17 protein-coding genes are annotated in these 17,700 nt (G+C 67.4%); 14 read left to right on the top strand and 3 right to left on the bottom strand.

The window, feature by feature from the left end:
• Positions 1-61 precede the first annotated feature (61 nt).
• From efp to ACLP4W_RS22195, 4 genes are all read left to right on the top strand, one after another.
• On the top strand, positions 62-625 hold the full coding sequence (efp, locus tag ACLP4W_RS22210) for an elongation factor P (RefSeq protein WP_442389575.1): 564 nt from the start codon (positions 62-64) through the stop codon (positions 623-625).
• Positions 622-1,143 (top strand): transcription antitermination factor NusB, encoded by a 522-nt coding sequence (gene nusB / locus ACLP4W_RS22205; protein WP_442389574.1) that lies wholly within the window; start codon positions 622-624, stop codon positions 1,141-1,143. The genes efp and nusB overlap by 4 nt, the downstream gene beginning before the upstream one ends.
• A complete protein-coding gene (locus ACLP4W_RS22200) occupies positions 1,140-1,538 on the top strand; it encodes an antitermination protein NusB (RefSeq protein WP_442389573.1) in 399 nt (132 codons plus the stop codon). The genes nusB and ACLP4W_RS22200 overlap by 4 nt, the downstream gene beginning before the upstream one ends.
• A 100-nt stretch (positions 1,539-1,638) precedes the next feature.
• On the top strand, positions 1,639-4,485 hold the full coding sequence (locus ACLP4W_RS22195; protein ID WP_442389572.1) for an aminotransferase class I/II-fold pyridoxal phosphate-dependent enzyme: 2,847 nt from the start codon (positions 1,639-1,641) through the stop codon (positions 4,483-4,485).
• A 7-nt stretch (positions 4,486-4,492) separates the two neighbouring features.
• Here ACLP4W_RS22195 and ACLP4W_RS22190 read toward each other — a convergent pair whose 3' ends face one another.
• From ACLP4W_RS22190 to ACLP4W_RS22180, 3 genes are read right to left on the bottom strand one after another with little or no spacing between them, the layout of a single operon-like run.
• On the bottom strand, positions 4,493-5,032 hold the full coding sequence (locus tag ACLP4W_RS22190; RefSeq protein WP_442389571.1) for a GNAT family N-acetyltransferase: 540 nt from the start codon (positions 5,030-5,032) through the stop codon (positions 4,493-4,495).
• Between the two features lies 1 nt (position 5,033).
• Complete coding sequence (locus ACLP4W_RS22185) at positions 5,034-6,239, bottom strand: serine hydrolase domain-containing protein (RefSeq protein WP_442389570.1); 1,206 nt, start codon at positions 6,237-6,239, stop codon at positions 5,034-5,036.
• Between the two features lie 44 nt (positions 6,240-6,283).
• Positions 6,284-6,919: a class I SAM-dependent methyltransferase gene (locus tag ACLP4W_RS22180; RefSeq protein ID WP_442389609.1), complete on the bottom strand. Its 636-nt coding sequence runs from the start codon at positions 6,917-6,919 to the stop codon at positions 6,284-6,286.
• A gap of 129 nt (positions 6,920-7,048) precedes the next feature.
• Between ACLP4W_RS22180 and pyrR the strand changes: the two genes are divergently transcribed.
• The 10 genes from pyrR (at position 7,049) to rpoZ (ending at position 17,692) form a co-directional block, all read left to right on the top strand.
• Complete coding sequence (pyrR, locus tag ACLP4W_RS22175; RefSeq protein ID WP_442389569.1) at positions 7,049-7,621, top strand: bifunctional pyr operon transcriptional regulator/uracil phosphoribosyltransferase PyrR; 573 nt, start codon at positions 7,049-7,051, stop codon at positions 7,619-7,621.
• The gene (locus ACLP4W_RS22170) at positions 7,618-8,598 is read left to right on the top strand and encodes an aspartate carbamoyltransferase catalytic subunit (protein WP_442389568.1); all 981 of its coding nucleotides are present in this window, start codon (positions 7,618-7,620) and stop codon (positions 8,596-8,598) included. Before pyrR ends, ACLP4W_RS22170 begins: the two co-directional genes overlap by 4 nt.
• Positions 8,595-9,899 carry a dihydroorotase gene (locus tag ACLP4W_RS22165; RefSeq protein ID WP_442389567.1) on the top strand — a complete coding sequence of 435 codons (1,305 nt, stop codon included), beginning with the start codon at positions 8,595-8,597 and terminating at the stop codon, positions 9,897-9,899. The genes ACLP4W_RS22170 and ACLP4W_RS22165 overlap by 4 nt, the downstream gene beginning before the upstream one ends.
• Positions 9,896-10,405 (top strand): PH-like domain-containing protein, encoded by a 510-nt coding sequence (locus ACLP4W_RS22160; RefSeq protein ID WP_442389566.1) that lies wholly within the window; start codon positions 9,896-9,898, stop codon positions 10,403-10,405. The genes ACLP4W_RS22165 and ACLP4W_RS22160 overlap by 4 nt, the downstream gene beginning before the upstream one ends.
• Before the next feature lie 49 nt (positions 10,406-10,454).
• Complete coding sequence (carA, locus tag ACLP4W_RS22155; protein ID WP_442389565.1) at positions 10,455-11,573, top strand: glutamine-hydrolyzing carbamoyl-phosphate synthase small subunit; 1,119 nt, start codon at positions 10,455-10,457, stop codon at positions 11,571-11,573.
• 94 nt (positions 11,574-11,667) lie between these two features.
• On the top strand, positions 11,668-15,030 hold the full coding sequence (carB, locus tag ACLP4W_RS22150) for a carbamoyl-phosphate synthase large subunit (RefSeq protein WP_442389564.1): 3,363 nt from the start codon (positions 11,668-11,670) through the stop codon (positions 15,028-15,030).
• A complete protein-coding gene (pyrF, locus tag ACLP4W_RS22145) occupies positions 15,027-15,851 on the top strand; it encodes an orotidine-5'-phosphate decarboxylase (protein ID WP_442389563.1) in 825 nt (274 codons plus the stop codon). The genes carB and pyrF overlap by 4 nt, the downstream gene beginning before the upstream one ends.
• Positions 15,852-16,274: 423 nt before the next feature.
• On the top strand, positions 16,275-16,592 hold the full coding sequence (gene mihF / locus ACLP4W_RS22140) for an integration host factor MihF (RefSeq protein ID WP_442389562.1): 318 nt from the start codon (positions 16,275-16,277) through the stop codon (positions 16,590-16,592).
• Positions 16,593-16,650: 58 nt separating this feature from the next.
• Positions 16,651-17,277, top strand: a complete 627-nt coding sequence (gmk, locus tag ACLP4W_RS22135; RefSeq protein WP_442389561.1) for a guanylate kinase — start codon at positions 16,651-16,653, stop codon at positions 17,275-17,277.
• Between the two features lie 88 nt (positions 17,278-17,365).
• Positions 17,366-17,692 (top strand): DNA-directed RNA polymerase subunit omega, encoded by a 327-nt coding sequence (gene rpoZ, locus ACLP4W_RS22130; RefSeq protein ID WP_442389560.1) that lies wholly within the window; start codon positions 17,366-17,368, stop codon positions 17,690-17,692.
• The last annotated feature ends 8 nt before the right edge of the window (positions 17,693-17,700 follow it).

Here is a 17,700-nt window from a genome sequence, read left to right as displayed (position 1 = left end):
AGTAAGCTCGCTCGGGGCTGGAAAGATTCAGTCACACCCATCCTGTAGGAGTACATCGACCGTGGCATCGACTGCCGACTTCAAGAATGGACTGGTACTGGTCATCGACGGCCAGCTGTGGCAGATCGTCGAGTTTCAGCACGTAAAACCCGGCAAGGGGCCGGCCTTCGTACGCACCAAGCTGAAGAACGTGGTGTCCGGCAAGGTCGTCGACAAGACCTACAACGCCGGTGTGAAGGTGGATACCGCCACCGTCGACCGGCGCGACACCACCTACCTGTACCGCGACGGATCGGACTTCGTGTTCATGGACAGCCAGGACTACGAGCAGCACCCGCTGCCGGAATCGCTGGTCGCCGACGCCGCCCGATTTCTGCTGGAGGGCATGCCGGTGCAGATCGCGTTTCACAACGGATCGGCGCTGTATCTCGAGCTGCCGGTGACCGTCGAGCTGGAGGTCACCCACACCGAGCCGGGCCTGCAGGGTGACAGGTCCAGCGCCGGCACCAAGCCGGCCACCCTGGAGACCGGCGCGCAGATTCAGGTGCCGCTCTTCATCAACACCGGCGACAAGCTGAAGGTGGACTCGCGCGACGGCAGCTACCTGGGACGCGTAAACGCGTGAGCAAGCCGCCTGACGGTAAGGCGGCCAGGGCTGTTAAGGGGCGTCATCAGGCCCGCAAGCGCGCCGTCGACCTGTTATTCGAAGCCGAGGCCCGCGGGCTGAGCCCCGCGGAGGTCGTCGATGTTCGTTCCGCGCTGGCCGACGCGAAGCCGGATGTGGCGTCCCTGCAGCCGTATACGGCCGCGGCGGCCCGAGGGGTCAGCGAGCACAGCGCACACATAGACGACCTGATCAGCTCGCACCTGCAGGGCTGGACGCTGGACCGGTTGCCGGCGGTGGACCGGGCCATCTTGCGGGTCGCGGTGTGGGAGTTGCTCTACGCCGACGACGTACCGGAGCCGGTCGCCGTCGACGAGGCAGTGCAGCTGGCCAAGGAGCTGTCGACCGACGAGTCGCCGGGCTTCGTCAACGGCGTGCTGGGCCAGGTCATGCTGGTGACGCCGCAGATCCGGGCCGCGGCTCGAGCGGTCCGGTCCGGCGCCGCCGACACGCCGGAGGACCACGGACCGCAGTCATGACCAGGTTGGAGTTGCGCGTCGTCTTGGCGGCCTTCCTGGCCGCGACGGTGGTGCTGGGCGCCGTCGTTTGCGCCGCCTACGGCCTGACCATCGTCGCGTCGGCGTTGTCGATCTACGCGCTGGGCGTTGGCGCCTGGCTGTATCACTCGATCGAACGCCTGATCGTGGCCCGCCGCATCAGCACGGTCCGCTCGGCGGCCAAGCCGCTGCAGCCGCTGCTGCCGGTGATGGCCGCCCTCATGGGCCTGACGCAGGCCGTGGTGCGCTCGCTCAGCGACGTCACCGACCTGCCGGCGCGCCGCTGGGAGCTTCCGGTGCTGCGCTGGATGGACGGCACCCGGGCGAATCGCCGCGTCCTCGACAGTGACGACGGCGAAGACGAGCCGGATCGCTGACCGGCGCCGCTCTATCCAGGGCGAAATGATCCCGCGGTGCCCGCCGGAGGGACACAATAGCGACTACGACCGTCCTGCATCGATGCCGGAAGGTGACGACATGAACCGAGACAGCGCCCGCCCGCGACGGCTTCGTGTGTCCGCGCTGGCGGCGGTGGCCAACCCGTCGTACACCCGCCTGGACACGTGGAACCTGCTCGACGACGCATGCCGTCACCTCGCCGAGGTCAACCGTGCCGGGCTGGACATCGACCACGACGTGTTCCGGGTGAGGCGGCTGATGGATCGGCTCGGCGCCTACGAGCGCTACTGGCTCTACCCGGGTGCGCACAATCTGGCGACCTTCCGCGCTCACCTCGACATGCTTTCCACCGTGCGGCTCGCCGAGGAGGTGTCGCTGGCCGTGCGCCTGCTGTCCGAATACGGCGACCGCGCGGGGCTGTTCGACACATCCGCGCCGCTCGCCGAGCAGGAGCTGGTCGCGCAGGCCAAACAACAGCAGTTTTACACGGTGCTGCTCGCCGACGATTACCCGGTGACGGCGCCCGACTGCCTGGCCGAGTGCCTGCGGGCGCTGCGCAACCCGTCCGACGATGTGCAGTACGAGCTGCTCGTGGTGGGCAGCATCGAGGACGCCATCACCGCGGTCGCGCTGAACGGCGAGATTCAGGCGGCGATCATCCGACATGACCTGCCGCTGCGGTCCCGCGACCGGGTGCCGCTGATGAACACGCTGCTGGGTGTCGCCGGCGATGACGCGTTGGCGACGGATACCCAAGACTGGGTCGAATGCGGCGAATGGATCAGGGAGCTGCGGCCGCACATCGACCTGTATCTGCTCACCGACGAGTCGATCGCTTCGGAGACCGAGGGCGAGCCCGACATCTACGATCGCACGTTCTACCGGCTCAACGATGTCACCGACCTGAACAGCACCGTACTCGCGGGCTTGCGGAACCGTTTCGCCACACCGTTTTTCGACGCCCTGCGCGCCTACGCGGCGGCTCCGGTCGGCCAATTCCATGCGCTTCCCGTCGCGCGGGGCGCCAGCATCTTCAACTCCAAGTCCCTGCAGGACATGGGCGAGTTCTACGGCCGCAACATCTTCATGGCCGAGACGTCGACCACCTCCGGGGGGCTGGATTCGCTGCTGGACCCGCACGGCAACATCAGGGCGGCGATGGACAAAGCGGCCGTGACCTGGAACGCCGATCACACCTACTTCGTCACCAACGGAACGTCAACCGCCAACAAAATCGTTGTGCAGGCCCTGACCCGCCCGCGCGACATCGTTCTCATCGACCGCAACTGCCACAAGTCACACCACTACGGCCTGGTGCTCGCCGGGGCCTACCCACTGTACCTGGACGCCTATCCGCTGCCGCAGTACGCGATCTACGGGGCGGTATCGCTGTGGACGATCAAGAAGGCGCTGCTGGACCTCGAGGCCGCCGGACAGCTGCACCGGGTGCGCATGCTGCTGCTCACTAACTGCACCTTCGACGGCGTCGTCTACAACCCGCGGCAGGTGATGGAGGAGGTGCTGGCCATCAAGCCGGACATCTGCTTCCTGTGGGACGAGGCGTGGTACGCGTTCGCGACCGCGGTGCCGTGGGCCCGGCAGCGGACCGCCATGGTGTCCGCCGAGCGTCTCGAGCAGATGCTGGCGTCCCCGGAATACGCTGCGGAATACCGCAATTGGTGTGCGTCCATGGAGGGCGTCGACCGGTCGGAGTGGGTCAATCACCGACTGCTTCCCGACCCCGGCCGCGCGCGAGTCCGCGTGTACGCGACACACTCCACGCACAAGTCGCTGTCGGCGTTTCGGCAGGCGTCGATGATCCACGTCCGCGACCAGGATTTCAACGCGCTTACCCGCGACGAGTTCGCCGAAGCGTTCCTGACCCACACCTCCACGTCGCCGAACCAGCAGCTTCTCGCGTCGTTGGACCTGGCGCGCCGGCAGGTCGACATCGAGGGGTTCGAAATGGTCCGGCACGTCTACAACATGGCGCTGATCTTCCGCCATCGTGTCCGCAAGGACCGGTTGATCAGTAAATGGTTCCGCATCCTCGACGAGTCCGACCTGGTGCCCGACGAGTTCCGGGCCTCGTCGGTCAGCTCGTACCGTCAGGTCAGGCAGGGCGCCCTGGCCGAGTGGAATGAGGCGTGGCGGTCCGACCAGTTCGTGCTGGACGCGACGCGGGTCACCCTGTTCGTCGGCAAGACCGGAATGAACGGTTACGACTTCCGCGAGAAGATCCTGATGAACCGGTTCGGCATCCAGATCAACAAGACCTCGATCAACAGCGTGCTGTTGATCTTCACCATCGGGGTCACCTGGTCGAGCGTGCATTACCTGCTCGACGTGCTGCGCCGGATCGCCTCTGATTTCGAGCGCAGCCAGAGCGCGGGCGGCAAGGACGACCGCGCCCTGCAGCAGCGCCGGGTCGAGGAGATCACCGAGGATCTGCCGCACTTGCCCGACTTCAGCGAATTCGACATCGCCTTCCGTCCGGTCGACGCCTGCAAGTTCGGCGACATGCGGTCGGCCTTCTACGCCGGATATGAAGAGTCGGACCGCGAGCATGTGCTGATCGGCATGGCCGGGCGGCGGCTGGCCGAGGGCAGGACCCTGGTGTCCACCACGTTCGTGGTGCCCTACCCGCCCGGCTTCCCGGTGCTGGTCCCGGGTCAGGTGGTCTCCAAGGAGATCGTCTATTTCCTCGCCCAACTCGACGTCAAAGAAATCCATGGATACAACCCCGACCTCGGGTTGTCGGTCTTCACCGAGGCCGCGCTGGCACGCATGGAGGCCCAGCGAAACGCGGCGACGGCCGCGGTCGGTTCCGCGTTCCCGGCGTTCGAGCTGCCCGCGGATGCCACCGGCTTGAACGGGGCCGCTAATGGCGACAGCGTCGTGCGGGCGGTTACCGAAGACGCTTGAGGCTTGGTCACCGCAGGGCCTTTGCGTAGAGCAGGCTGTCCTGTGGTTCGGGTCCGACGGTGGGGTAGACGGCGTGGCGGGCCAGCCGGCCCTCGAGCTCGAACCCGGCTCGCTGCAGCACCCGGACCGACCGCTCGTTGTCGACATGGCAGGTGGCCCAGACGCGGTAGACGCCCCGATCGCTTTCCAGCGCGGTCAGCAGCATCTCGAGCACCTCGGGCATGTAACCGTTGCCCCACCACCGTCGGCCGAGGCAGTAGCCGATCTCGACCGAGTGCGGCACCGAACGGCGGCAGCTGGTCAGCCCGACGACGTCGTCGCTGTGCCGCAACGCGATGGCCCAGGTCTTCTCGTCGTCGCTGACGTTGAGTTTCTCGGTGATCACCCGCCGCGTTGCCGCGACGTCGGCGTGCGGTGTCCACTGCAGATACTTGGTGACCTCGGGATCGCGGGCGACCCGTTGGAAGATCGCGCCCGCGTCGTCGGGCATGGGCGGGCGCAGCACCAGCCGCGGGCCCGCGATGCGGTCAGGCGGGTAGTCGACCATGCTAGATGCCGAGGGCTTGATAGGTGCGGCGGACGAACTTGGGTTGCGCCGTGCGGAGTTTGGCCAGCGATGTGTTACCCGCGACGGCGGTGGCCGCGTCCACGGTCAGGTCGGGCAGGTTCTGAATCAGATACAGCAGGATCAGGTCCGCGGACGGGTCGGCCTGCCACCACGTCCCGTACGCGCCGGGCCAGCTGAACGTCCCCAGGCCGCCCGGCCCGAACAGCGGGGCGGACTTCGCCGGATCGGTCACTACCGACAGGTTCAACCCGAAGCCGCGCCCAATCCAGTAGGGCGCCCCGAGGAAGTCGTGTCGTCTCTGTTCGTCGGTGAGCCGGTCGGTCCGCATCAGGCGGGCCGACTCGGCAGACAACACCCGCTCGCCGTCGACCGTCCCGTCGCCGAGCAGCATCCGCACGAACCGCAGGTAGTCGTCGGCGGTCGACCACAAGCCGCCCCCGGCGTTGCAGAACGAGGGCGGCTTGATGTGCGGCGGCCCCATCACGTCGTGCCGCAGCTGTTCCTTGTCGTCGAGCGAATACATGGTCGCGGCGCGGCGTCGCGCTTCGGTGGAAACGAAGAATCCGGTGTCGGTCATGCCGGCCGGACCCAGGACTCGTTCGTCGAGAACCTGGTAGAAAGGCTTGCCCTCGACGCGGGATGCGATGACTCCCAGCAGATCGATCGCGTGGCTGTAGGTGACCCGGTCGCCGGGCTGATGCACCAGCGGCAGCTTCGCCAGCTCGCTCAGCCAGGCGTCCGGGCCCTGATTGAACGGCAGCCGCATGTAGGCCTTCGAGATCGGCCCCGACACCGAGAATCCGTAGGCCAGGCCGCTGGTATGGGTGAGCAGATCCTCGATCAGGATGGCGCGGCGCACCGGATGCGTCCGGTCCAGCGGACCGTGCCGATCGTCCATTACCCGCACGCCGGCGAGCTCCGGCGCCCAGCGCGCGATCGGGTCCCTTAGGCCCACCTTGCCCTCGTCGACCAGGCTCATCACCGCGGCCACCGTGACCGGCTTGGTCATCGACGCGATGCGAAACAGCGTGTCCATTTGCATCGGCAGGCCCGCGTCGACGTCCCGGTAACCGATCTCGTTGACCTGCAGCACTTCTCCGCGCTGCCAGACCACCGTCACCGCACCCGCGAGCAGGCCGGCGTCGCACACCTCACGGATGGAGGCCTGATTGACGTCGAGATTCACCCGGTTCAGGTTAGTGGTGCGAGGTCATTTCATTGAGAGGTGGCCTAGTCGCGCCGTTGCGCGCGGACGTACCAGAACGCCATTTCGATCTCGTTCCCGTCCACCTCGCGGCGCACCGTGGCGGGTTGCAGCGACTCGATATCCCAGCCGGCACCGTCGAGGACGTCGCGCAGCGTCTGCTCGGAGACTGCGGGACGCGGCCAGTCCTCGTCGCTCGGTTTGGCGTCGGAGAAACAGCTGATGAGCAAGGTGGCACCCGGCTTGGTGGCCCGGTATGCCGCGGCGGCGTAGCTGCGCTTACCGTCGTCGTCCAGGCAGTGGAACATGCCGCTGTCGACGACGGTGTCGAATGCGTCGGTGTAGCCCTCGAGTTTGGTGGAGTCGGTCACCGCGAATCTCACGTCGACTCCGGCGTCGTGGGCCCGCCGCTCGGCGGTGATCAACGCGGTCGGAGAGATGTCCAACCCCGTCACGTGGTATCCGTTCTTGGCCAGGTAGATCGCGTTGTCGCCGAGCCCGCAGCCGATATCGAGCACGTCACCGTGGACCCAGCCGCCGTTGTGCCACGCGATGACATTCTCCTTGGGTGCCTTGGTATCCCACGGCGGTGTGGTCATCGAGGGGATGCCTTCGCCCGGGCTATCACCGCGGTAGAGGGCGTCGAAGTCCATGCGCTGCAATCCGGAGGGAAAGCCGGAGGAATTAGAGCCTGTCATTTTCGCCAGCGTAGCTCGAAATGCTACGCTGCCGGGCAGTCGACATCCTTTAACGATCCGTCCGGCGAGGCGGAGAAGGAGGTCAAGTTTCGTATGGGTGCTGCGGGTGACACCGGCTTGGGCAGCGAATCCCGAGAATTGATGTCGGCGGCCGACGTCGGTCGCACCATTTCCCGCATTGCGCATCAGATCATCGAAAAGACCGCGCTGGACAGTCCCGACGCGCCGCGGCTGGTGCTGCTGGGAATCCCGACCCGCGGCGTGATCCTGGCCAAGCGTCTGGCCACCAACATCGGCGAATACAGCGGTGTGGAGGTCGGCCACGGCGCCCTCGACATCACCCTGTACCGCGACGATCTGATGCAAAAGCCACCAAGGCCGCTGGAGGCCACCTCGATTCCGGCCGGCGGCATCGACGACGCGCTGGTGGTCCTCGTCGACGACGTGCTTTACTCCGGACGCTCCGTGCGCTCCGCCCTGGACGCGCTGCGCGACGTGGGCCGGCCGCGAGTGGTGCAACTCGCGGTGCTGGTCGACCGCGGCCATCGCGAGCTACCGTTGCGCGCCGATTACGTGGGCAAGAACGTGCCGACCTCGCGCAGCGAGACCGTGCGCGTGCTGTTGAGCGAGCACGACGGTCGCGATGGGGTGGTGATCTCGCGATGACGCGCCATCTTCTGGCCGCCGGCGATTTGAGCCGCGACGAGGCCACCGCCATCCTCGATGACGCCGACCGGTTCGCACAGGCTCTGGTGGGTCGCGAGATCAAGAAGCTGCCGACGTTGCGCGGCCGCACCATCGTCACGATGTTTTACGAGAACTCGACTCGCACGCGGGTTTCGTTCGAGGTGGCCGGCAAGTGGATGAGCGCCGACGTGATCAACGTCAGCGCGGCCGGATCGTCGGTGGGCAAGGGTGAGTCACTGCGCGACACCGCGCTGACGTTGCGGGCGGCCGGCGCCGACGCGCTGATCATCCGGCATCCGGCATCCGGCGCCGCACATCTGCTCGCCGACTGGACTACTCCTGATAGGGGCCAGCCGGGGGCTGGCGACAACTCTGCGCCGTCGGTGATCAATGCCGGGGACGGCACCCATGAGCACCCGACGCAGGCGCTGCTGGACGCCCTGACCATCCGCCAGCGGCTCGGCGGTATCGAAGGCCGGCGCGTCGTGATCGTCGGCGACATCCTGCACAGCCGCGTCGCGCGCTCCAATGTCATGCTGCTGCATACCCTTGGCGCCGAGGTGGTGCTGGTCGCACCGCCGACGCTGTTGCCGGTCGGGGTCGACGGCTGGCCGGTCACCGTGACCAACGACTTCGACGCCGAGCTGCCCGCCGCGGACGCGGTGCTGATGCTGCGGGTGCAGGCCGAGCGGATGAACGGCGGCTTCTTCCCGTCTGTCCGCGAGTATTCGTCCCTCTACGGGCTTTCCGATCGCCGCCAGGCGATGCTTCCCGGCCACGCGGTGGTGCTGCACCCGGGGCCGATGCTGCGGGGTATGGAGATCGCATCGTCGGTGGCCGACTCCTCGCAATCTGCTGTACTGCAACAGGTTTCCAACGGTGTGCATGTGCGGATGGCGGTCTTGTTCCATGTGCTGATAGGCGCCGAGTCGGCCGGAAGTGAGGGCGCTGCATGAGTGTGCTGCTGCGCGGGGTCCGGTTGTACGGCGAAGGCGAGCGCGTCGACGTGTTGGTCAACAGTGCCGGGTACGCCGGTCAGATCGCCGATATCGGTGCGGGCCTTGGTATTCCCGAAAGCGCGGACTTGATTGATGCGACGGGCCAGGTGCTGCTACCCGGTTTCGTCGACTTGCACACCCACCTGCGCGAGCCGGGCCGCGAGTACGCCGAAGACATCGAAACCGGTTCGGCGGCAGCGGCTTTGGGCGGTTACACTGCGGTGTTCGCGATGGCCAACACCAATCCGGCCGCCGACAGTCCGGTGGTCACCGACCACGTCTGGCACCGCGGCCAGCAGGTCGGCCTGGTGGATGTGCACCCGGTCGGCGCGGTCACCGTCGGGCTGGCCGGCACCGAGCTCACCGAGATGGGCATGATGGCAGCCGGCGCCGCGCAGGTGCGGATGTTCTCCGACGACGGCAGCTGCGTGCACGATCCGCTAGTCATGCGCCGGGCCCTGGAGTACGCCACCGGTCTGGGGGTGCTGATCGCTCAGCACGCCGAGGAACCGAGGATGACCGTCGGCGCCGTCGCGCACGAGGGGCCCACGGCCGCCAGGCTGGGGCTCGCAGGATGGCCACGGGCCGCCGAGGAATCGATCGTCGCCCGCGACGCCCTGCTGGCCCGCGATGCCGGCGCTCGGGTGCACATCTGCCATGCCTCCACCGCGGGAACCGTCGAGATCCTCAAATGGGCCAAGGGGCAAGGCATTTCGATAACGGCCGAGGTCACCCCGCATCACCTGCTGCTCGACGACGGCAGACTGGTTAGCTACGACGGCGTGAACCGGGTCAACCCGCCGCTGCGTGAGGCCGCCGACGCCGTCGCGTTGCGTCAAGCGTTGGCCGATGGGGTAATCGACTGTGTGGCCACCGACCATGCTCCGCACGCCGAGCACGAGAAGTGCGTCGAGTTCTCCGCGGCGCGCCCCGGCATGCTGGGGTTGCAGACGGCGCTGTCGGTGGTGGTGCAGACGATGGTGGTGCCCGGGCTGTTGACCTGGCGTGATGTCGCCAGGGTGATGAGTGAAAACCCGGCGCGCATCGCGGGCCTGCCTGATCATGGCCGACCGCTGGAGGTGGGGGAGCCGGCCAACCTGACCGTGGTGGACGCGGATGCCACCTGGACGGTCGCCGGGTCGGATCTGGCCAGCCGATCGGCCAACACGCCATACGAGTCGATGACCCTGCCCGCCAAGGTGACCGCGACGCTGCTTCGCGGGAAGGTAACCGCCCGGGACGGGAAGAGCCCGGCATGAACTCAGGCACGCTGGTGGGGTCGCTGATCTTCGCGGCGGTGCTGGTGGTGGTGATCGCGGTGCTGATTCAGCTGATGGTGCGCGGTTGGCAGCGCCGCTCGGAGCGGCAGGCCGAACTGATCGGAAACCTGCCTGACCTGCCCGACGAGGTGGGCGCCGCGACCACCACTATCCGCGGCGTCTATGTCGGCTGCACGCTGTCGCCGGCCTGGAACGACCGGATCACGGCCAGCGACCTTGGCTACCGCAGCAAGGCTGTGCTGACCCGCTACCCCGAGGGCATTCTGCTGGAACGCATCCGCGCCAACCCGATTTGGATTCCGCAGCAGTCGATTACCGCCGTCCGCACCGAGCGCGGTATGGCCGGTAAGGTCGTCGCCCGCAATGCGATACTGGCGATCCGATGGCGGCTGCCGTCGGGCGTCGAGATCGACACAGGGTTTCGGGCGAACGACCGCACCGGGTACGCCGGCTGGCTCGAATCCCAGCAGGAGGGAGCGGCGTGAGCCGCGCTGGCGACGATGCAGAGCGAAGCGATGAGGAGGAGCGGCGCTCATGAGCAAAGCCCAACTGGTACTTGAAGACGGCCGGGTCTTCACCGGGACGCCTTTTGGGAAGGTCGGCCAGACGCTCGGCGAAGCCGTCTTCAGTACCGGAATGTCCGGCTATCAGGAGACGCTGACCGATCCCAGTTATCACCGGCAGATCGTCGTGGCCACCGCGCCGCAGATCGGCAACACCGGCTGGAACGGTGAGGACGCCGAGAGCCGCGGCGACAAGATCTGGGTCGCCGGTTACGCGGTGCGCGACCCGTCGCCGTGCGCCTCCAACTGGCGCGCCACCGGCACGCTGCAGGACGAACTGGTCCGCCAGCACATCGTGGGCATCGCAGGCATCGACACCCGCGCGGTGGTGCGGCATCTACGCAGCCGCGGCTCGATGAAGGCGGGGGTGTTCTCCGGAGATGCGCTCGCCGAGCCCGCCGAACTGCTGGAGCGGGTCCGGGGCCAGCAGTCGATGCTGGGCGCCGACCTGGCCGGCGAGGTCAGCACCGAAGAGACCTACGTCGTGGAACCAGCTGGGCCGCTACGGTTTACGGTGGCCGCGCTGGACCTGGGGATCAAGACCAACACCCCGCGCAACTTCGCCCGGCGTGGCATCCGGAGCCATGTGCTGCCGGCGTCGTCGACCTTCGAGAGGATCGCCGCAATCAAGCCGGACGGCGTGTTCCTGTCCAACGGCCCCGGCGACCCCGCCACCGCCGACCACGTGGTCGCACTCACCCGCGAGGTGCTGAGCGCCGGAATCCCGTTGTTCGGCATCTGTTTCGGCAATCAAATCCTGGGCCGCGCCCTGGGCCTGTCCACGTACAAGATGGTCTTCGGCCACCGCGGCATCAACGTCCCGGTCATCGACCACGCTACCGGCCGGGTCGCGGTGACCGCGCAAAACCATGGCTTTGCCCTGGAAGGCGAGGCGGGCCAGTCCTTCGACACCCCGTTCGGCCCGGCGGTCGTCAGCCACACCTGCGCCAACGACGGAGTGGTGGAAGGCGTCAAACTCGTTGATGGACCAGCGTTTTCGGTGCAATACCACCCCGAGGCCGCCGCGGGCCCGCACGATGCGGAGTACCTGTTCGACCAATTCGTCGACCTGATGGCGGCCCACCGATGACTCCACTCCCGCCGAGCGTGCGTGTCTGTACAGCGACACGCCGTAACCGGTGTACAACTGCGCACGCTCGCGCCCGGACCGAAGGGAGCAGCTAGTGCCGCGTCGCACCGACTTGCGCCACGTGCTGGTGATCGGTTCGGGGCCGATCGTGATCGGGCAGGCCTGCGAGTTCGACTACTCCGGCACCCAGGCCTGCCGGGTGCTGCGCGCCGAGGGACTGCAAGTCAGCCTGGTCAACTCCAACCCGGCGACCATCATGACCGATCCGGAGTACGCCGACCACACCTACATCGAGCCCATTACCCCGGCGTTCGTCGAGCGGGTGATCGCCCAGCAGGCCGAGCGCGGCAACAAGATCGATGCGCTGCTGGCCACGCTGGGCGGGCAAACCGCGCTCAACACGGCGGTCGCGCTGTACGAGAACGGAGCGCTCGAGCGCTACGGCGTCGAGCTCATCGGCGCCGATTTCGACGCCATCCAGCGCGGCGAGGACCGGCAGCGATTCAAGGACATCGTCGCCAAGGTCGGCGGTGAATCCGCCCGCAGCCGGGTGTGTTTCACCATGGACGAGGTCCGCGAGACGGTCGAAGAGGTCGGCTTGCCGGTGGTGGTGCGGCCCAGTTTCACTATGGGCGGCCTGGGGTCGGGCATGGCGCACTCCGCCGATGAGGTCGACCGGATGGCCGGCGCCGGGCTGGCCGCCTCGCCCAGCGCCAATGTGCTGATCGAGGAATCGATTTACGGCTGGAAGGAATTCGAACTCGAGCTGATGCGCGACGGCCACGACAACGTGGTGGTGGTGTGTTCCATCGAGAACGTCGACCCGATGGGCGTGCACACCGGCGACTCGGTCACGGTCGCGCCGGCCATGACGCTGACCGACCGGGAATACCAGCGGATGCGCGATTTGGGCATCGCGATCCTGCGCGAGGTCGGCGTGGACACCGGCGGCTGCAACATCCAGTTCGCGGTCAACCCGCGCGACGGCCGGCTGATCGTCGTCGAGATGAATCCGCGGGTTTCGCGGTCGAGCGCGCTGGCTTCCAAGGCCACCGGGTTCCCCATCGCCAAGATCGCCACCAAGCTGGCCCTCGGTTACACCCTCGACGAGATCGTGAACGACATCACCAAGGAAACACCGGCCTGCTTCGAGCCCACCCTGGACTACGTCGTGGTCAAGGCGCCGCGGTTCGCGTTCGAGAAATTCCCCGGCGCCGACCCCACCCTGACCACCACGATGAAATCCGTCGGCGAGGCGATGTCGTTGGGCCGCAACTTCATCGAGGCGCTCGGCAAGGTGATGCGATCCCTGGAAACCAGCCGCGCCGGCTTCTGGACGGCACCGGATGAGCAAGGCGGAGTGGAGGAGGTGCTGACCCGGTTACAGACCCCGACCGAAGGCCGGCTCTACGACATCGAACTGGCGCTGCGGCTGGGCGCTTCGGTGGAGCGGGCCGCCGAGGCCTCCGGCGTCGACCCGTGGTTCGTCGCGCAGATCGGCGAGCTGGTGAGGCTGCGCGCCGAGCTGGTCGCCGCCCCGGTTCTCGACGCCGATCTGCTCCGGCATGCCAAGCACAACGGGCTCTCGGACCGCCAGATCGCGGCGCTGCGACCGGAATTGGCCGGGGAGAACGGGGTGCGATCGTTGCGCGAGCGGCTGGATATCCACCCGGTCTACAAAACCGTGGACACCTGCGCGGCGGAGTTCGAGGCCAAGACGCCCTACCACTACAGCAGCTATGAACTCGACCCTGCCGCCGAGACCGAGGTGGCCCCGCAGACCGAAAAGCCCAAGGTGCTGATCCTGGGTTCGGGACCGAACCGCATCGGCCAGGGCATCGAATTCGACTACAGCTGTGTGCATGCCGCAACGACGTTGTCGCAAGCGGGCTTTGAGACCGTGATGGTCAACTGCAACCCGGAGACCGTTTCCACCGACTACGACACCGCCGACCGGCTCTACTTCGAGCCGCTGACGTTTGAGGACGTCTTGGAGGTCTATCGCGCCGAGGCGCAGTCGGCCAGCGGTGGCCCCGGAGTAGTCGGCGTGATCGTGCAACTCGGCGGCCAGACCCCGCTCGGGCTGGCGGAACGGCTGGCCAAGGCCGGGGTTCCGATCGTGGGCACTCCACCGGAGGCCATCGACCTGGCCGAGGACCGCGGCGCTTTCGGCGATGTCCTCACCGCGGCGGGACTACCCGCGCCAAAGTACGGCACCGCAACAACTTTCGCGCAGGCTCGCCGGATCGCCGAAGAGATCGGCTATCCGGTGCTGGTGCGCCCGTCGTATGTGCTGGGCGGTCGCGGCATGGAGATCGTCTACGACGACGAGACGCTGAAGGGTTACATCACCCGCGCTACCGAGCTCTCGCCCGAGCACCCTGTGCTCGTCGACCGATTCCTCGAGGACGCGGTGGAGATCGACGTGGACGCGCTGTGCGACGGCGCAGAGGTCTACATCGGCGGCATCATGGAGCACATCGAGGAGGCGGGTATCCACTCCGGCGACTCAGCCTGCGCGCTGCCGCCGGTCACGTTGGGCCGCAGCGACATCGAGAAGGTGCGCCGCGCCACCGAAGCCATTGCCCACGGCATCGGCGTGCTGGGGCTGCTCAATGTGCAGTACGCCCTCAAAGACGACGTGCTCTACGTTCTGGAGGCCAATCCGCGCGCGAGCCGTACGGTGCCGTTCGTCTCCAAGGCCACGGCGATCCCGCTCGCCAAGGCGTGCGCGCGGATCATGCTGGGCGCCACTATTTCCCAGCTCCGTGACGAGGGGATGCTGGCGGCGTCCGGGGATGGTGCCCACGCGCCGCCACAGGCCCCGATCGCGGTCAAGGAGGCCGTGTTGCCGTTTCACCGCTTCCGCCGCGCCGACGGGGCCGCCATCGATTCACTGCTAGGCCCGGAGATGAAATCGACCGGCGAGGTGATGGGGATCGACCGCGACTTCGGCAGCGCCTTCGCCAAGAGCCAAACCGCCGCCTACGGATCGTTGCCGGCCCACGGCACCATATTCGTGTCCGTTGCCAACCGCGACAAGCGGTCGCTGGTTTTTCCGGTCAAGCGGCTGGCGGACTTGGGATTTCGCGTTCTTGCCACCGAGGGAACCGCGGAGATGCTGCGGCGCAACGGAATTCCCTGTCAGGAGGTCCGTAAACACTTCGAGCCGCCGCAGCCGGGGCGCCCGGCGATGTCCGCGGTGGACGCGATCAAGGCCGGAGAAGTCGACATGGTGATCAACACTCCCTACGGCAATTCCGGTCCGCGCATCGACGGCTATGAAATCCGCTCGGTCGCAGTGTCGGTCAACATCCCCTGCGTGACGACGGTGCAGGGCGCATCCGCTGCCGTGCAGGGCATCGAAGCGGGGATCCGCGGCGACATCGGCGTGCGGTCGCTGCAGGAGCTGCACAGCCAGATGGGCCAGGGCGTCCCTGGAAACGGGGCCCGGTGACCGGGTTCGGCGCGCGGCTGGCCGAGGCGAAGCGAAGCCGTGGGCCGCTGTGCCTGGGCATCGACCCGCATCCCGAGCTGCTACGGGCATGGGACTTGCCGAACTCCGTGGACGGGCTGGCCGAGTTCTGCGACATCTGCATCGAGGCGTTCTCCGGTTTCGCCGTCGTCAAACCACAGGTTGCGTTCTTCGAGGCCTACGGTGCCGCCGGATTCACGGTGCTGGAACGCACCATCGCCGCGCTGCGCTCGGCCGGAGTGCTGGTGCTGGCCGACGCCAAGCGGGGTGACATCGGGTCGACCATGGCGGCCTACGCCGCCGCCTGGGCGGGCGATTCACCGCTGGCCGCGGACGCCGTGACGGCTTCGCCCTATCTGGGGTTCGGCTCGTTGCGGCCGCTGCTGGAAGCCGCCGCGGCACATGACCGGGGGGTGTTCGTGCTCGCCGCCACCTCCAACCCGGAGGGTGCCACCGTGCAGCGGGCCGACTTCGACGGGCGCACCGTGGCCCAGCTGATCGTCGACCAGGCCGCGGTGGTCAACCGTTCCGCCACCGGGTCGGAGCCGGGATACGTCGGTGTGGTCGTGGGGGCGACCGTTTTCGAGGCGCCCGACGTCAGCGAGCTCGGTGGACCCGTGCTGGTGCCCGGGGTGGGGGTGCAGGGCGGGCGGCCCGAGGCCCTCGGCGGCCTGGCCGGGGCGGCGCCGGGCCAGTTGCTGCCGGCGGTGGCGCGCGGGGTGCTGCGGGCCGGACCGAGCGTGGTGGACCTGCGGGCGGCGGGCCAACAGATGCTCGACGCCGTCGCGTATCTGTCCGAATGACGGACCCGCGGGTTCGGCACGGCTGGATAACTGCGCCGGGACCTGGTCACCAGCGTTGACGCGACACGCGCGACACGCCCACGAGAAATGCGTGATCCCTGGCACGCGGCCCGCCGCCGCCATCCGCAGCGGCCTCCGCCACCTTCCCCAGCACCCACCCGCGACCACAAAACCGCAGGTAGATGGCATGATTTCAGCGCAAGCGACGCGGCTGCCGGTGCCGCCGCGGCGCGGTGTCAAGCCGTCGTCAGCGATGCCTCCCGGGGTCCACACGCCGGGCCCACGCTGGGCATTTACCCCATTAACCAGGGGGGCGGGTTAGATTTCGTCAGTAACCGTGAGTACGGTCGTCTCCGCTGGCTGAAGTACCCGGCAGAGACAAGAGAGATCGATCTTGATCGATTGATCAGATACGGAGGAATCGTGGCCCTTCCCCAGTTGACCGACGAGCAGCGCGCGGCCGCGTTGGAGAAGGCGGCAGCCGCACGTCGAGCGCGAGCAGAGCTCAAGGACCGGCTCAAGCGTGGTGGCACCAACCTCACCCAGGTGCTCAAGGACGCCGAGACCAATGAAGTCCTGGGCAAGATGAAGGTGTCTGCCCTGCTTGAGGCGTTGCCGAAGGTGGGCAAGGTCAAGGCGCAGGAGATCATGACCGAGCTGGAAATCGCCCCCACCCGCCGCCTGCGCGGTCTCGGCGATCGTCAGCGCAAGGCCCTGCTGGAAAAGTTCGGCTCCGCTTAACCCGCCCGCCGACGATGCAGGCCGGAAGGCCTGTGGGGGCGCCGACCCAGGAGCGCCTGTGAGCGCCAGCGGGGGACCGGACGTCGAGCACGGGGCACGTCCCGAGCCGACAGGTAAGGGACGTGTGGTCGTGCTGTCCGGTCCTTCCGCGGTTGGAAAGTCATCCGTGGTCCGATGTCTGCGTAAGCGGATCCCCAACCTGCAGTTCAGCGTCTCGGCCACGACGCGGACGCCGCGGCCCGGCGAGGTCGAGGGCGTCGACTACCACTTCGTCAGCCCCGCCCGCTTCCAGCAACTGATCGACGAGGGCGCCCTGCTGGAGTGGGCCGAAATTCACGGTGGGCTGCACCGATCGGGCACCCTGGCCGAGCCGGTGCGGGCCGCCACCGCGTCCGGACTTCCGGTGCTGATCGAGGTCGATCTGGCCGGCGCCAGGGCGGTGAAGAAGGCGATGCCCGAGGCGATCACCGTGTTTCTGGCGCCGCCCAGCTGGGAGGCCCTCCAAGCCAGGCTCATCGGCCGCGGCACCGAGACAGCGGACGCGATCCGGCGGCGCCTCGAGACCGCTCGCGTCGAGATGTCAGCCCAAGACGACTTCGACGAGGTCGTGGTCAACAGGCGATTGGCTTCTGCCTGCGCCGAATTGGTATCCTTGCTGGTGGGAACTGCGCCGGGCCCGGCATGAACCGGTCGGCCAGGCCAGATTCAGACGAGACCAAGCATCGAGTGTCCAGCCTTTTCGAAGGCTCTTAGCCGCCAGGAGATTGACTTACGTGAGTATTTCCCAGTCCGACGCGTCGCTGTCCGCCGTTCCGGATCAGTTCGATCCGTCGGCAGGCGGACAGGGCGCCTACGACACCCCGCTGGGCATCACCAACCCGCCCATCGACGAACTGCTGGACCGGGTTTCGAGCAAATACGCCCTGGTGATCTACGCGGCCAAGCGGGCCCGGCAGATCAACGACTACTACAACCAGCTCGGTGAGGGCATCCTCGAATACGTCGGCCCGCTGGTCGAGCCCGGGCTGCAGGAGAAGCCGCTGTCCATCGCGCTGCGCGAGATCCACGCCGACCTGCTCGAACACACCGAGGGCGAGTAACAGGCAGG

The organism is Mycobacterium sp. (assembly GCF_052145595.1).
Taxonomy (GTDB): Bacteria; Actinomycetota; Actinomycetes; order Mycobacteriales; family Mycobacteriaceae; genus Mycobacterium.
The sequence above is the reverse complement of the archived record's forward strand: the minus strand, read 5'-3'. Positions and strand labels throughout refer to the sequence as shown.

Coding starts and splice junctions, on each gene's coding strand:
- ACLP4W_RS22200 (WP_442389573.1), top strand. CDS start 1,140: ATGACCAGGTTGGAGTTGCGCGTCGTCTTGGCGGCCTTCCTGGCCGCG.
- ACLP4W_RS22195 (WP_442389572.1), top strand. CDS start 1,639: ATGAACCGAGACAGCGCCCGCCCGCGACGGCTTCGTGTGTCCGCGCTG.
- ACLP4W_RS22190 (WP_442389571.1), bottom strand. CDS start 5,032: ATGGTCGACTACCCGCCTGACCGCATCGCGGGCCCGCGGCTGGTGCTG.
- pyrR (WP_442389569.1), top strand. CDS start 7,049: ATGGGTGCTGCGGGTGACACCGGCTTGGGCAGCGAATCCCGAGAATTG.
- ACLP4W_RS22170 (WP_442389568.1), top strand. CDS start 7,618: ATGACGCGCCATCTTCTGGCCGCCGGCGATTTGAGCCGCGACGAGGCC.
- ACLP4W_RS22165 (WP_442389567.1), top strand. CDS start 8,595: ATGAGTGTGCTGCTGCGCGGGGTCCGGTTGTACGGCGAAGGCGAGCGC.
- ACLP4W_RS22160 (WP_442389566.1), top strand. CDS start 9,896: ATGAACTCAGGCACGCTGGTGGGGTCGCTGATCTTCGCGGCGGTGCTG.
- carA (WP_442389565.1), top strand. CDS start 10,455: ATGAGCAAAGCCCAACTGGTACTTGAAGACGGCCGGGTCTTCACCGGG.